Origin of the sequence: Stenotrophomonas geniculata ATCC 19374 = JCM 13324, assembly GCF_001431625.1 — a bacterium.
Classification (GTDB): domain Bacteria; phylum Pseudomonadota; class Gammaproteobacteria; order Xanthomonadales; family Xanthomonadaceae; genus Stenotrophomonas; species Stenotrophomonas geniculata.
Genome location: NZ_LLXT01000148.1, coordinates 1 through 14,528, shown reverse-complemented (window position 1 = coordinate 14,528; position 14,528 = coordinate 1). Strand labels below are relative to the sequence as shown.

General features: G+C 67.1%; 14 protein-coding genes. 7 read left to right on the top strand and 7 right to left on the bottom strand.

Features of this window, described 5'->3' with window-relative positions; all coding sequences use genetic code 11:
• Window positions 1-91: 91 nt before the first annotated feature.
• From ARC63_RS19800 to ARC63_RS19780, 5 genes are all read right to left on the bottom strand, one after another.
• A complete protein-coding gene (locus tag ARC63_RS19800; RefSeq protein ID WP_057504202.1) occupies window positions 92-430 on the bottom strand; it encodes a DUF6616 family protein in 339 nt (112 codons plus the stop codon).
• A 55-nt stretch (window positions 431-485) separates the two neighbouring features.
• Window positions 486-1,226 (bottom strand): DNA alkylation repair protein, encoded by a 741-nt coding sequence (locus ARC63_RS19795; protein WP_057504201.1) that lies wholly within the window; start codon window positions 1,224-1,226, stop codon window positions 486-488.
• Complete coding sequence (locus tag ARC63_RS19790; protein WP_049413049.1) at window positions 1,223-1,723, bottom strand: MarR family winged helix-turn-helix transcriptional regulator; 501 nt, start codon at window positions 1,721-1,723, stop codon at window positions 1,223-1,225. Before ARC63_RS19790 ends, ARC63_RS19795 begins: the two co-directional genes overlap by 4 nt.
• A 73-nt stretch (window positions 1,724-1,796) precedes the next feature.
• Window positions 1,797-3,095, bottom strand: a complete 1,299-nt coding sequence (locus tag ARC63_RS19785; protein ID WP_049413048.1) for a sensor histidine kinase — start codon at window positions 3,093-3,095, stop codon at window positions 1,797-1,799.
• A 32-nt stretch (window positions 3,096-3,127) separates the two neighbouring features.
• A complete protein-coding gene (locus ARC63_RS19780; RefSeq protein WP_049413046.1) occupies window positions 3,128-3,835 on the bottom strand; it encodes a response regulator transcription factor in 708 nt (235 codons plus the stop codon).
• A gap of 105 nt (window positions 3,836-3,940) precedes the next feature.
• Here ARC63_RS19780 and ARC63_RS19775 point away from each other — a divergent pair, with 105 nt between their 5' ends.
• The 3 genes from ARC63_RS19775 (at window position 3,941) to ARC63_RS19765 (ending at window position 6,442) form a co-directional block, all read left to right on the top strand.
• Window positions 3,941-4,870 (top strand): aspartyl protease family protein, encoded by a 930-nt coding sequence (locus ARC63_RS19775; RefSeq protein ID WP_057504200.1) that lies wholly within the window; start codon window positions 3,941-3,943, stop codon window positions 4,868-4,870.
• Between the two features lie 68 nt (window positions 4,871-4,938).
• Complete coding sequence (locus ARC63_RS19770) at window positions 4,939-6,102, top strand: serine hydrolase domain-containing protein (protein ID WP_057504199.1); 1,164 nt, start codon at window positions 4,939-4,941, stop codon at window positions 6,100-6,102.
• Window positions 6,103-6,175: 73 nt separating this feature from the next.
• Window positions 6,176-6,442, top strand: a complete 267-nt coding sequence (locus tag ARC63_RS19765) for a hypothetical protein (protein WP_049413040.1) — start codon at window positions 6,176-6,178, stop codon at window positions 6,440-6,442.
• Window positions 6,443-6,558: 116 nt separating this feature from the next.
• Here the strand turns inward: ARC63_RS19765 and groL are convergent, their stop codons facing one another.
• Both groL and ARC63_RS19755 read right to left on the bottom strand, forming a co-directional pair.
• A complete protein-coding gene (groL, locus tag ARC63_RS19760) occupies window positions 6,559-8,208 on the bottom strand; it encodes a chaperonin GroEL (protein WP_005411226.1) in 1,650 nt (549 codons plus the stop codon).
• Window positions 8,209-8,289: 81 nt separating this feature from the next.
• Window positions 8,290-8,577: a co-chaperone GroES gene (locus tag ARC63_RS19755; protein ID WP_019338944.1), complete on the bottom strand. Its 288-nt coding sequence runs from the start codon at window positions 8,575-8,577 to the stop codon at window positions 8,290-8,292.
• 351 nt (window positions 8,578-8,928) lie between these two features.
• Here ARC63_RS19755 and ARC63_RS19750 point away from each other — a divergent pair, with 351 nt between their 5' ends.
• The 4 genes from ARC63_RS19750 (at window position 8,929) to ARC63_RS19735 (ending at window position 14,064) form a co-directional block, all read left to right on the top strand.
• Window positions 8,929-10,719, top strand: a complete 1,791-nt coding sequence (locus ARC63_RS19750) for an endonuclease (RefSeq protein ID WP_057504198.1) — start codon at window positions 8,929-8,931, stop codon at window positions 10,717-10,719.
• A 68-nt stretch (window positions 10,720-10,787) separates the two neighbouring features.
• Window positions 10,788-11,126: a divalent-cation tolerance protein CutA gene (gene cutA / locus ARC63_RS19745; protein WP_010481118.1), complete on the top strand. Its 339-nt coding sequence runs from the start codon at window positions 10,788-10,790 to the stop codon at window positions 11,124-11,126.
• Window positions 11,123-13,504 carry a protein-disulfide reductase DsbD family protein gene (locus ARC63_RS19740; RefSeq protein WP_057504197.1) on the top strand — a complete coding sequence of 794 codons (2,382 nt, stop codon included), beginning with the start codon at window positions 11,123-11,125 and terminating at the stop codon, window positions 13,502-13,504. Before cutA ends, ARC63_RS19740 begins: the two co-directional genes overlap by 4 nt.
• Window positions 13,501-14,064 carry a TlpA family protein disulfide reductase gene (locus ARC63_RS19735; RefSeq protein ID WP_049452950.1) on the top strand — a complete coding sequence of 188 codons (564 nt, stop codon included), beginning with the start codon at window positions 13,501-13,503 and terminating at the stop codon, window positions 14,062-14,064. The genes ARC63_RS19740 and ARC63_RS19735 overlap by 4 nt, the downstream gene beginning before the upstream one ends.
• The last annotated feature ends 464 nt before the right edge of the window (window positions 14,065-14,528 follow it).

Below are 14,528 nucleotides of genomic sequence, written 5' to 3'. Positions count from 1 at the left end.
ACATGGGCAATGTCCTGTTTACCGCGTCCGGGTGACAGGCGCATGTGCCACCCATGCCGAGGACCGGGATCTGCCGGCGTCTGCCGCCCCGCTACAAGGAGGCCAGGTCGGCCAAGTGCTGGGCCATGCTGTCCATCGCGCCTACCGCATGGGTGGTGGTGAAGTACTCATGCCAGCCGGTAGCGGCAATGCCAGCCACCAGCGCATCGACCTCCTCGCGGCTCGCGCAGCGCCAGACCGCATAGAACTGTTCATCGCTGCTATGCGGTACGTCCCTGGCAATGCGGCCCATCGCCAGCGGCGTGATGCGGGCTGGATCGAACTGCTGCATGCCGGCGCCAATACGGGCGAAGAAGGCATTCCGCTGCTCGGGCGGCAGTGTGGTCCAGGCCGGCGTGGCGGTATAGAGCTCGATGAAGGTGTGCGACATGGTGGTTCTTCCTTGAGGTTGACGGGGTTGCGGGTTTGTCGGCCAGCATCCGGCACTACCGGAGCGAGCGCAGTGCGCGTTTGCGGATGTAGGCGTTGGCGTCGCTGTGGCGCTCGTGCTGCCAGCGCGTGCACAGCACGCGCAGCCACTTCGGCTGAGTCTTGCCGGCATCATTGAGCCAGTTGCCGACCGAATCCTGCACGTAGCGTTCCGGGTCGTCAGCCAGTGCTTCCAGCATCGGCAATGCATGTCCAGGGTGCTGCTTGAACAGCGCGATATGTGTGGCCCAGACACCGCGCGGACGCAGTGCTTCGCAGGCGAAGCGGCGCAGGTACGGCGAAGTTTCCTGTGTCCACGGTTGCAGGTACTCAAGCGCCTGCATCGGCGCGGCAACGATGTTCATGCGTAGCGCCAGCCACGCCCATTCGCGCACACCGAAGTGTGGATCATCGGCCAGCGCGCGCATCTGCTGCAGCTTCTCTGCCAACGTCGCGGGGACATCGCTGCCGATCAGATAGCAGGCCCAGCCGCGCACGGTGTCGGACGCATGGTCCTGCCATTGCACGGGATCACCCTGCCCCGCCTCACGCAGCAGTTGCGCAGCCAAGGCCATGCGCAGTGTGATGCCCTTGCCTGAGGCATCCTGCATGCGTTGCAGCGCTTCCGGTGCAAGCGCAGGCGCCACCACCTGCAGCAGCGCGGCGAAATCCACTGCCAGGCATTCGGCCAGATGGGTGGTGGGGGCATGGCCGGTGTTGAGTGCATGCAGCCGTTGCGCCGCGATCGCCGGGCTCATGCTGCACGTTCTCGTCCAGCATCGGTGTGCTGCCAGACCTTGTGCAGCAACTGCGACAGCTGTTGCTGTTCATCCGTATCCAACCCATTGAACAGGCCACCGATCCATTGCGTGTGCTGCTCGAACAACGTCCCAGCCAGGCGCGTTCCCTGCGCAGTCAACACGATCTGGAGGCGACGGCCATCTTCGGCATCGCTGCGCCGCTGCAGCAGGCCTTCGCGTTGCAGGCCATCGAGCAGGCCGCTGATGGTGGCGCGGGTCACGCCGGCGCGCTCGGCCAGTTCGTGCGGGGGCAACGTGCCGCCGGCGCCATGCAGCAGGAACAGCACGATGAAGCGGGCTTCACTGAGCCCGTGCGGTGCGAGACGGGTGGCGCAGTCGCGGTCGATGGCGGTGGACAGGGAAAGCAGCTGGAAGCACAGTCGCAGCTGCGCGATGTTGGCTTGCCCGCGTCGCTGCGCCTCATCCATCAGGGCATGGTGCTTGGGTTCGATCATCCTATGAAAGACGCATGATTAGGCGCCTAATCATAAATCGGGACATCTGATCCAGGCAAGCCGGGAAGGCGTTTCAGCAAGCGCTTCCCAGCAGCAGGCGCGCGATCAGTCCACCACCCTCCCGGTGCAGCAGCTGCAGTTCGCCCGCATGCCGCCGCGCCACGTTGGCGGCGACCGCCAGGCCCAGCCCGGCCCCACCCGTGGCGCGGCTGCGTGAGCTCTCGCTGCGCTGGAAGGGCTGCAGCAGGCGGGTGCGGTCGGCCTCATCGATGCCTGGACCGCGATCCATCACGTCAAGGTGCGCCACGTTGCCGCACACGGCTGCCCGCAGTTGTACCGCCCCCGCGTAGCGATCGGCGTTGTCGATGAGATTGTCGATCGCCCGTCGCAGCAGTAGCGCATCCCCCTGCCACCGCAACGTATCCGGCCCGTCGAAGGAGATGTCGATGCCCCGCAGCAGTGCGCTCTGCACGCACTCCTCCAGCAACACGGCCAGATCCAGCGGATGCATCTGCAAGGGCTGCAGCTCACCACGCGCGTAGTCGAGAACCTGCTCGATCATCGCGTCCATGCGCTCGATGTCGGCCACCATCCGCGCCGCCTGTTGCGGTGGCGCGAACTCCGCACGCAGGCGCAGGCCGGTCAACGGTGTGCGCAGATCATGCGCGACGGCGGCCAGCATGCGGGTCATCTCCTGCGCCTGTTCGTGCAGCCGCTCGCGCCCGGCACTGATCGCGCGGGCCAGAACCTGCACCTCGCACGGACCATCGTCCGGAAGCGGTGTACTGGCCTGCAGGTCCACGTTGGCGCTGGCCTCGGCCAGCCGCCGCAGGGGCCGGCCGAGGCGGATTGACGCCCATGCCGCCAGTGGTGCCAGCAGCACGGTTCCTGCCACCAGCGCCAGCACGACCTGCCGGCGCCATGCCGCCAGATCGCTGTGGTCGCTGCCCACCACCTGCCACCGACCATCTGCCTGGCGCACTGCCAGTTCGAACGGCGTCCACTGCATTGCGGTCAGCACCGCGACCTGTGCCTGCAACGCGTCCGCGCGCGCTTTGGCGTCAAGCACGGCCCCGCCTTCGATGACCTGCACCTCCGGCGCCTTGCTCCGCCTGCCCCAGACCAGCTTCACATGCTCCAGCGGCTGGCGCAGCTGCGCGGCAACCAGGTGGGTGAGCCAGTCATTGCTGGTGCCCTCCGGCGCAGACGCGCGGGTTTCGAGATGCAGGCCCAGCGCCGCGGCCGACCGTTCACCGCGCAATACCTGAATGGCTTGGTCCAGGCGCATCGGCGGCGGTGGCGGCCGCGGCATCCAGCCGACCACCGCCACACTGACCAAGGTGGCCAGCACCAGGCTTGCCAGCGCCAGCATCGCGATCCAGCGCGCGGTGGACCAGCGCGCCCTCACAGCACCTGCACCTCAGCGTCGAAGCGATAGCCTTCGCCGCGCAGCGTCTGTACCAGTGCCTCGGCACCCGGTGCGGCGTGGCCCAGCTTGCGTCGAAGGCGACTGATCGCCAGATCAACGGCGCGGTCGACGCTCTCGCTGTCCTCACCGCGGGTCAGGGACATCAGCTGCTCGCGCCCCAACACGCGCCCGGCGCGCTCGGCCAGCGCCAGCAGCAGAGCGAACTCGCCGCGGCTGAGCGCCAGTTCGCTGCCATCGGGTGCAAGCAGGCGGCGCTGATCGGGCAGCAATCGCCAGCCGGAAAAGCGCAGCTCGCTGGCCACCTGGGTACGCAGCTTGTCCTGGCGGCGTAGCAGGGCGCGGACCCGCGCCAGCAGTTCGCGTGGGTCGAAGGGCTTGGCCAGATAGTCATCGGCTCCCATTTCCAGACCGATCACCCGGTCCGGTGCTGTTCCCATCGCCGACAGCATCAGGATGGGGATGGCCCGCGCCTGCAGCCGGCGGCACACCGACAGGCCGTCCTCGCCGGGCATCATCCAGTCGAGCACGATCAGGTCCGGACGTTCGACTTGCAGCAGCACATCCAGCGCCGCCGCGTCGGCAGCCACTCGCACGTGGTAGCCATGCAGCAGCAGGCAGTCGGCAATGGCATCACGGATGCTGGCATCGTCATCGACAACGATGACCCGGGCGGGAGTGTTCATGCGGCCAGTATCGTGCAGGCGTGTATCAGGACGGTATCAACACCGATGTTCCGGTGATACGCCGCTGCGCGCCAATGGACCTCCGCATTCACTCTGGAGTTTCCTGTGCGCCTCACCTTGCTGCCCCTGTTTGCTGCCGCCTTCCCCACGCTGGCCGCCGACACCCCCGAACATGTGCTGCCGATGTGGATGCAGGGCGGCCACCCGACGGTAGCGCTCTCGCTGGATGGTCAAGCCGAGCCGCTGCGCTTCGTGGTCGACAGTGCAGCCGGGGCCACGCTCATCGATGGGCGTGTGGCACGCCGCTACGGCCTGGTCGATGGAAAGGCCGACGTTTCCACTGCCCAAGGCGCCAGTGCCTCGGGGGCACAGCTGAGGCGCACGCGCACTACCACCTGGCAGCTGGGTAGCTGGCAGCTGCGGGCCAGCGCACTGCAGACTGATCTGGGGTCACTGTCCGGGGGCGACGACCCTGCCATCGACGGCCTCGTCGGCAACGACCTGACCGCGCGCTGGGACACCCGCTGGGACTTCGCTCGAGGTGAGCTATCGCTGTCGAGGACCGGCACTCTCCGCTTCGACGATGACAGCTGCCAGGCCAACGCGCTGCAGGACCGCACTGAAGGCCTGCGCGATTTTGGATTCATCACCCTCACCTTGGACGGAACGAACGTCGCCGCTGTTGCCGTGGTCGATACCGGCGCGGCGCAGACCGTACTCAACAATGCCGCCGCGCACGCGCTCGGGTTGCGTACTGATGGAAGCGATCCCCGCCTGCGCAAGCGAAGCAAGGGCACCGAAGGCCTCGGCGGCAAGCCGCACCCGACCTGGCTGTACACCCTGCCCGGCATGCGCAGCACCGCCTGGCAGCACCCGGCCATGGAGGTCAGGATCAGCGAGCTGCCCGTGTTCAAGGCCATTGGCCTGGACAGCCGCCCGGCTCTGATCCTTGGCGCCGATGCCATGCGTGGCGGCCAGGTCGACATCAGCACAGGTGCCGCGCGGATCTGCCTGCGCCGCCAAGCGGCCACGTGACCCTGGGGCCATGACGTGTGCGGCGGGCCGGCGTAGCATCGCGCCACGTCCCACCAGGAGGTTCACGCATGCGCCGTGCTGCCCTGTTGTTGCTGACGCTGTTCCCGCTGGCCGTGCTGGCCGCGCCGCCCCCGTTACCCACCCCGGCCCACATCGACGCCGAAGCCCAGCGCTTGATGCATGCCGCCCACGCGCGCGGCATGGCGCTGGCGGTGATAGATGACGGCAGGGTGGTGCATGTGGCCGCCTACGGCGAGCGAAATGCCGCAGGCGAACCGCTGCGCACCGATACCGTGATGTACGCCGCGTCGCTGACCAAGATGGCGTTCGGCCATCTGGTCGCACAGTTGGCGCAGGACCGGAGGATCGAGCTGGATGCCAGCATTGCTGCGGCGCTGGACACGCCCCTGCCGGAATATCCGCCGGAGCCGAAGAAGTACGCCGACTACCGTGTGCTGGCCGACGATGCGCGCTGGCGCCAGCTCACCCCGCGCCTGCTGCTCAACCATTCCAGTGGCTTTGCCAACTTCGGCTTCCTGGAGCCCGATGGGCGCCTGAAGTTCCACTTTGATCCGGGTAGTCGATATGGGTATTCCGGAGAGGGACTGATCCTGCTGCAGTTCGTGATCGAACGCGGGCGGCTGGGCGAGGATGTGGGCGCGTTGATGCAGCAGCGGGTGTTCGACCGCTTCGGCATGACCCGCACCAGCATGATGTGGCGCGAGGATTTCGCCGCCAACCTGGCCGATGGCTGGACGGCGGAAGGTGTGGCCGAACCGCATGATGAGCGCAGCCGCGTACGTGCGGCAGGGTCCATGGATACCACCATTGCCGACATGGCCCGCTTCGCCGCCGGTTACGTGCGTGGCGACGGGCTATCCGCACCGATGCGCAGGGAGCTGGTGCGGCCGCAGCTGCCCATCACCACGGCCAGCCAGTTCCCCACCCTGCAACCGGAGTTGCCGAAGGCGCAGCAACGCAAGGACCTGGCGGCAGGTCTGGGCGTGGTGACGTTTCTCGGCCCGCAGGGCGCAGGCTTCTACAAGGGCGGCCACGACGATGCAGTGGGCAACACGCTGGTATGCGTGGAGCAGCACCAGCGCTGCGTGGTGATCCTGGGCAACGATGTGCGGGCAGAGGCGGCCTTCCCGGCCCTGGTAGCGTTTGTGCTGGGCGACACCGGCGTGCCGTGGCAGTGGGAGTACGGCGCGGCGAAGGCGTTCGTCAGATGATCGAAGCGTTGCCGTTGCACACAGGTCCCGCAGTCGTGCAGCATGCAGACACGGACGCAATGCAGGAGACAGGATGAATCGCCCAGAGATCGATGCCATTGCCGAAGCGGTGTTGCAGCCGGATGCACGGCGCCTGCGCATCGCCGCACGCCATCGCCAGGCTGCACATCGGCAGCGGCGGCAGCGGGTGGGCGCCGGCGCCAGCCTGATCGGCATGGCGGCGGGCCTGCTGCTTGCGCCGATCACGGAGCTGCCGTGGGTACAGGGCATGATCGCGGGTGGCGCGCTGGCCCTGCTGGCGGCCCACCTGTGGCTGCAGCGGCGCGAGGGCCGCGCGTAGATACCCGCCTGGGAGCGGTATCCACGCATGGCGTGGATCTGATTCGATTCCGACCGGCCCCAAAAAAAAACCCCGCCTTCCGGCGGGGTTTTTCATTGCATCGGTAACGCGGGGACTTAGAAGTCCATGCCGCCCATGCCACCCATGCCGCCCATGCCACCGGCGCCGCCCATGGCCGGCTCGTCCTTCTTCGGAGCTTCGGCAACCATGGCTTCGGTCGTGATCATCAGGCCAGCGATCGAGGCTGCGTTCTGCAGCGCCGAACGGGTCACCTTGGTCGGGTCCAGGATGCCGAACTGCAGCATGTCGCCGAACTCGCCGGTGGCGGCGTTGTAGCCGAAGCTGCCGGTGCCTTCCTTGACCTTGTTGATGATGACCGACGGCTCGTCACCGGCGTTGGCAACGATCTCGCGCAGCGGGGCTTCCATCGCACGCAGGGCGATCTGGATGCCGTGGTTCTGGTCTTCGTTGGCGCCCTTCAGGCCGGCCAGCGCGGTGATCGCGCGGACCAGCGCAACGCCGCCGCCCGGAACCACGCCTTCTTCAACGGCCGCACGGGTGGCGTGCAGGGCGTCGTCGACGCGATCCTTCTTTTCCTTCATTTCGATTTCGGTCGAGGCGCCGACCTTGATCACGGCAACACCGCCGGCCAGCTTGGCCACGCGTTCCTGCAGCTTCTCGCGGTCGTAATCCGAGGAGGTGTCCTGGATCTGGGTCTTGATCTGCGCCACGCGTGCATCAACGTTGGCCTTGTCGCCGACGCCGTCGATGATGGTGGTGTTCTCCTTGGAGACCTGCACCTTCTTGGCGCGGCCCAGGTCCTTGATGGTGGCCTTCTCGAGCGACAGGCCGACTTCTTCGGAGATCACGGTGCCACCGGTCAGCACGGCCATGTCTTCCAGCATCGCCTTGCGACGGTCGCCGAAGCCCGGCGCCTTGACGGCCACGACCTTGACGATGCCACGGATGGTGTTGACGACCAGGGTGGCCAGCGCTTCGCCTTCAACTTCCTCGGCCACGATCAGCAGCGGCTTGCCGGCCTTGGCGACGCCTTCCAGCACCGGCAGCAGGTCGCGGACGTTGGAGATCTTCTTGTCGTGCAGCAGGATGAACGGGTCATCCAGGTCAGCGGTCTGCGACTGCTGGTTGTTGATGAAGTAAGGCGACAGGTAGCCGCGGTCGAACTGCATGCCCTTGACCACGTCCAGCTCGTTGTCCAGGCCCGAGCCTTCTTCAACGGTGATGACGCCTTCCTTGCCGACTTCCTTCATCGCGTCAGCGATGATCTGGCCGATCGACTCGTCCGAGTTGGCCGAGATGGTACCGACCTGGGCGATCGCCTTGTCGTCGGCGGTCGGCTTGGAGATGTTCTTCAGCTCGGCCACGGCGGCCGAAACGGCCTTGTCGATACCGCGCTTGAGGTCCATCGGGTTCATGCCGGCGGCCACAGCCTTGGCGCCTTCGCGGATCAGGGCCTGGGCCAGCACGGTGGCGGTGGTGGTGCCGTCGCCCGCGTCGTCGTTGGTGCGGGAAGCAACTTCCTTCACCATCTGCGCGCCCATGTTCTCGAACTTGTCAGCCAGTTCGATTTCCTTGGCGACGGAGACGCCGTCCTTGGTGATGGTCGGCGCGCCGAAGCTCTTTTCCAGCACGACGTTGCGGCCCTTCGGGCCCAGGGTGGCCTTGACGGCATTGGCGAGAACGTTGACGCCGCGCACCATGCGCGAACGGGCGTCTTCACCGAAACGAATATCCTTGGCAGCCATTGCGATTACCTCGATGTTTGCGCCGGGCCGGGCCCGGCGACGAAAAGGGATGTCTTACAGAAAAGCAGGTCGCACCGAGGCTCAGCCGATGATGGCGAGCACGTCGTCTTCGCGCAGGACCTTGTACTCGACGCCTTCGCTCTTGTACGAGCTGCCGGCGTACTGGCCGTAGATGACCTTGTCGCCAACCTTCAGCGACGGCGCGCGCACGTTGCCGTTGTCCAGCGGCTTGCCCGGGCCGACGGCCACAACTTCACCCTTGGTGGACTTTTCCTTGGCCGAGTCGGGGATGACGATGCCACCGGCGGAGATTTCGTCGGCTTCGATCGGCTTGACCACAACGCGGTCGTGCAGCGGCTTGATGCTCATGAGAGACCTCTTAAGTTATTGATTGGTCTGAAAAAGTCCGGCGATGTTAGCAGTCACACCAGGCGAGTGCCAGCAACGCGCGTGAAAAAGCCCGACAAGTCGGGAGCACGACAGAGATGGAGACCTCCACAGGCCTTTCAAGGGCCGATCCCGAAATTTTTCTCGGGACCGGGAAACCTGCCTCCCTGCGTGGACGCCTGTATAGGGATGCAGTGCGGCAAGCCAAGGGGGCAAGGGGTGCTATTTAGTGATAGATGTCCCACTGTCAGATATCTGACGTTCATTTACGACAAAGTGTCACTGGATCGGCCTTAGGCTCGGCCGCGCATTCCCAATCACAAGGAGTAGTCGATGCGATTGCTGTCCCCGCTTGCCGCCGCCTGCCTGCTGGCGCTGGCCGCCGCGCCGGCCCAGGCCGAGGTCTTCATCAACGAACTGCATTACGACGACAGCACCGCCGCCGGTGACGTCGGCGAAGCCATCGAAGTGGTCGCTACCGCGGGCGAGGACCTGTCCGGCTACCGCCTCTACCTCTACAACGGCAGCAATCCTTCGGCCGCCACGGTCTACGCCAACAACCCGGTTCCGGCCGGCACCGCCGCCGGTTGCGGCAGCGCCACCCTGGCCGTGGTCAGCTACCCGACCAACGGCCTCCAGAACGGCCCGAACGACGGCATCGCCCTGGTCGATGCCAGCGGCAAGGTGGTCCAGTTCCTCAGCTACGAGGGCGCCATCACCGCCTCCGGTGGCCCTGCCGCCGGCATGACCAGCCAGAACATCCCGGTGGCCGAGACCAACAGCACCGCGCCGGGCACCTCGCTGCAGCTGACCGGCAGCGGCAGCCAATACGCCCACTTCACCTGGGCCGAATCGGCCGGGCAGACGTTTGGCAGCTGCAACAACGGCCAGACCTTCAGCGGCGGCGGCACCCCGGGCCCGAACACGCCGCCGTCGGTCTCCACCACCACCCCGGCACAGGGCAGCAGCACCTTCCCGGCCGCGGCCGATCTAGAAGTGGTGTTCAGCGAAACCGTGAACCTGGCCAGTGGCGCATTCGCGCTGAGCTGCGGCACCTCCGGCAGCGTGCCGCTGACCTTCCCGGCCAGCGGCCGCAGCGTGAAACTGTCCACCAACACCGCGCTGGTGGCCGGTGAAGCCTGCCGCTTCGATATCCGCGCCGCGCGCATCACCGACCTGCAGGGCGCGCATCCGGCGGCCGACAGCCGCATCGCGTTCACCGTGGCCAGCACCGGCGGCAACCCCGACCCGGGCAATCCGGGTGTACCGGCCGGCTATTACTCAAAGGTCAACACCAGCAGCCCCAGCCAGCTGCGCTGCTCGCTGCACGCCACCATAAAGGGCCATACCGCCTATCCGTACAGCGGCTCGGGCACCAGCACCTGGACCATCCTGGAAATCGCCGACGAGGATCCGAACAATTCCGGCAGGATCCTGGATGCGTATCGCAACCGCAGCTACGCCAAGGTGACCGACCGCGCCGGCAGCGGCAGTGGCCTGAAGTACAACCGCGAGCACACCTGGCCGAACTCGCTGGGCTTTGCCAGCACCACCGGCGACAAGGGCCTGCCGTACGCGCCGTACACCGACACCCACATGCTGTACCTGACCGATGCGCAGTGGAACGCCGACCGTGGCAACAAGCCGTTCGGCAAGTGCGACGCCAACTGCGGCGAGCGCGCCACCGAGGCCAACAACGGCCAGGGCGGCGGCAGCGGCGGTTACCCGGGCAACTCCAACTGGGTACGCACGCCGGACGGCAACACCGGCACCTTCGAGGTGTGGGGCAAGCGCAAGGGCGACATGGCGCGTGCGGTGCTGTACATGGCCATCCGCTACGAGGGCGGCAAGGATGCAGCCACCGGCCAGTCCGAGCCGGACCTGGAGCTGACCGACGACCGCAGCAAGATCGTCAAGACCAGCAGTTCGCCGGCCTACATGGGCCTGCTGTCCACGCTGATCGACTGGCACCTGTCCGATCCGCCGGATGATGCCGAACGTGCGCGCAATGACGTGATCTACAGCTTCCAGGGCAACCGCAATCCGTTCATCGACCACCCCGAGTGGGCGACCCCGGGCCTGTTCACCTCGGCCAAGCCGGCTACCTGCCATCTGGCCAACTGACCGCGCAACGCAGCGGTCCACTGCCGCCGCCGGGCCCTGACCCGGCGGCGGCCCTATACTCGACGGTCATGTCGACCGTCGATCCCGTCCTGCTGCTGTTGACCACCTGCCCGGACCGGGCCAGTGCCGAGCGCATCGCGCACGCGCTGGTCGGCGAGCGCCTGGCCGCGTGCGTGACCCGCCTCGATGGCGCGCAGTCGACCTACCGCTGGCAGGGCGAGGTGACCACCGACGCCGAGCTGCAACTGCTGGTGAAGACCACCGCAAGCCGCGTCGATGACGCGATTGCCCGGATCGTCGAACTGCATCCGTATGAACTCCCGGAGTGCATCGCGGTCGAAACCCGGGCCGGCCTGCCGGCGTATCTGGACTGGATCCGGGCACAGACCCGGGAGGACACTGATTGAAGACTCTGTTTGCGCGTGGCGCCGCCTTGTGCGCCCTGATGTGGCTCTCGCTGCCCGCCTTCGCCCTGGATGAGAAGGACCTGCTGCCGGTGGACCAGGCGTTCGCGCTGACCGCCACCGCCCCCGAACGCGGCCAGGTGCAACTGCAGTTCAAGATCGCACCCGGCTACTACCTGTATCGCCACCGCACCAGCGTCAAGGCTGATCCGGCGTTCAACGCTGGCGCGCTGCAGATGCCCAAGGGCGACAAGCACCACGACGATTTCTTCGGCGAAGTCGAAACCTATCGCGAACGCCTGCAGGCCACCCTGCCCGGCACGCCGACCGACGCCGTCGGCACCATCAGCCTGGAAGTGCGTTACCAGGGCTGCGCCGATGCCGGTGTCTGCTACCCGCCGCAGAAGCGCGTGGTGCAGGTCACCCTGCCCGGTAGCGGCGCACAGGCCGCGGCGCCGGCCACGCGTGCCGGCGCCACCAGCCCGTTCAACAACCCGCTGGCCGGTGCCGGCAACAGCGGCGGCCTGCGCCTGCCGGGTGCCGCCAGCAACAGCCAGGCGCTGCCGCTTCCTTCGGAGCAGGCGTTCGGCTTCGACGCCATCGCCAGTGACGGCAACACCCTGCTGCTGCGCTTCAGCCCGGCGCCGGGCTACTACCTGTATCGCGACCGCACTTCGGTGAAGCTGGACGGCAGCACCGGCGTGCTGGCCGACAAGCTGCGCTGGCCGGCCGCACAGTCGCATCGGGACGAGCATTTCGGCGATGTCTCGGTCTACTTCAACCAGGTGGAAGTGCCGCTGCCGCTGCGCCGCGCCGTCGCCGATGCGGTCGACAGCACCCTGGTGGTGACGTTCCAGGGCTGCCAGACCGATGGCATCTGCTACCCGCCGATGTCCCGCCGGGTGAAGCTGTCGATCCCGGTCGGCAAGATCAACGCCAGCACCGATCAGTCGCCGCCGCGCAACGAGGTGATCAGTCCGCTGCCTACCGCCAGCGGCGCACCACGCGAAGCCGCCAACGGCGCCCCGTTGCGCCTGCTGCCGACGGTGCCCAATACGGATGCCAGCACCCCGGCCGTTGCAGGCGCCGAAAATGGCAATGAGTTCGCTGCCGATGCGCGCGGTGACAACGCCCTGCGCACGCGCCCACCGGCGACCACGCCGAATCCGGACCGTTCGTTCGTTTGGGTGCTGCTGCTGGCCCTGGCCGGTGGCCTGGTACTGAACCTGATGCCCTGCGTGCTGCCGATCCTCTCGCTGAAGGTGCTGAGCCTGGCGCAGAGTGGCGAAAGCCCGCAGCGCGCGCGCAGCCACGCCCTCTGGTACACGTTGGGCGTACTGGTCGCGTTCGCGGTGATCGGCGCGTTGATGGTCGGCCTGCGCGCGATCGGCAACGCCGTCGGCATCGGCTTCCAGCTGCAGCACCCGGGCGTGGTGGCAGTGCTGGCCTACATCATGTTCGCGGTGGGCCTGAGCCTGTCCGGCGTATTCACCCTCGGCGGTGGTATCGGCAACCTGGGCCAGTCGCTGGCCAGCCGCAGTGGCCCGGCCGGTGACTTCTTCACCGGTGCGCTGGCCTGCGTGGTCGGCAGTGCCTGCGTCGGCCCGTTCATGGGCGGCGCGATCGCCTACGCGTTCATTGCCCCGCCGCTGAAGGCGATGACCGTGTTCCTGTTCCTCGGCCTGGGTCTGGCGCTGCCGTTCCTGCTGATCGGCTTCGTGCCGGCACTGGCGCGCCGCCTGCCCAAGCCGGGCCCGTGGATGGAGACGCTCAAGCACGTGCTGGCCTTCCCGATGTACGCCACCGCGCTGTGGCTGCTGTGGGTGCTGGGCAAGCAGCGTGGCGTGGACGGCATGGCGCTGGTGCTGGGTGGCCTGCTGCTGCTGGCCTTCGGCCTGTGGCTATTCGAGCGCAACCGCTGGACTGGTTCGCGTGCAGTGACCCTGCTCGGCGTGCTGCTGGCGATCGGTGCACTGGTTCCCGCCTGGGGCGTGACCCAGCTGGCACCGCCGGCACGCGCCGCACAGGCCACCAGCGACAACGTGGTCGAGTACTCGCCGCAGTTGCTGGACCGCCTGCGCGCCGACAACCGCGTGGTGTTCGTGAACATGACCGCCGACTGGTGCGTGAGCTGCAAGGCCAACGAGCGCGCCGTGCTGTCGCGGCCGGAGTTCAAGGAACTGCTCAAGCGCACCAACGCGGTGTACATGCGCGGGGACTACACCAACGTCGATCCGCAGATCACCACGTTCCTGGAAGAGCACAAGGCCGTGGGCGTGCCGCTGTACGTGGTGTACGGCCCGGGCGCACCGCCGACCGTGCTGCCGACCCTGCTGACCCAGGCGGTGGTCGAGGAAGCGCTGCTGCGCACCGCACGATGAAGTGGCAACGGCCAGCGCTGCTGTGGACAGCGGTGCTGGCCGCCGGCCTTGGACTGTGGGCCGGGCATCGATTGGCTCCTGCGCCGGCTGCGCCTGAGGCCATGCCAGCGGCGCCCGCCGTTGCGGCTGCGGCACCCGCCTTGCAGGTTGGCGACAGCCTGCCCGCATTGTCGCTGCCCGATCTTGATGGCCGGCCGCTGGACCTGCGCCAGCACGCTGCCGGTCGCCCGCTGTTGATCAATGTCTGGGCCAGCTGGTGCGCTCCGTGCGTGGAAGAAATGCCGGAGCTTGCCCGCTTCGCCCATGCCCAGGGCGACAACGGCGTGCAGGTGCTGGGCCTGGCACTGGATACCCCGGAAGACGTGCGCGGTTTCCTGCAGCGTGTCCCGGTGGATTACCCGATCGTGATCGAGACCCCGGGGCCGCGCGATGCCAGCGTGCAGCTGGGCAATACACAGGGCCTGCTTCCCTACAGCGTGCTGTTCGATGCACAAGGGCGGCTGGTGAAGGCAAAGCTGGGACCATTCGCCCACGGCGAGATCGACAGCTGGGTGAAGTGAGGGGGGTTTTTGCAGGGCTTGCAGCCCTGCACCCGGCTCAATGCAACGCCAACAGCCAAAGCGGGCGTTCCGCGGGTTGGCGGGGCGATGTCGGAGTGCGGGGACGCTGCAAGTACGTCCCTGAAAGCTTGTCAGCCGCATCCATGCGGCTGACACCCCGCACTCCGACACCGCCCCACCTCTGACAGATCTTCGCGGCTGTTGGTAGGTGTCGACCTTGGTCGACACATCTGTCAGATATCGATATTCAGAACGGAGTCAGACCCCGTGCCGACCAACGGTCGGCACCCACCAAAGCAGAACGCCGTTCCGACAGATCGCAGGAAACTGTCGAAGGCGGGGTGGGTCCGGTTGAGGGGGACGGCGCAAGTACGTCCCTGTAGCCTTGGCCACGGCATCCATGCCGCGGACACCCCCCGCAACCGGACCCACCCCGCCAACCCACGGGAAGCCAGCTTTTGACG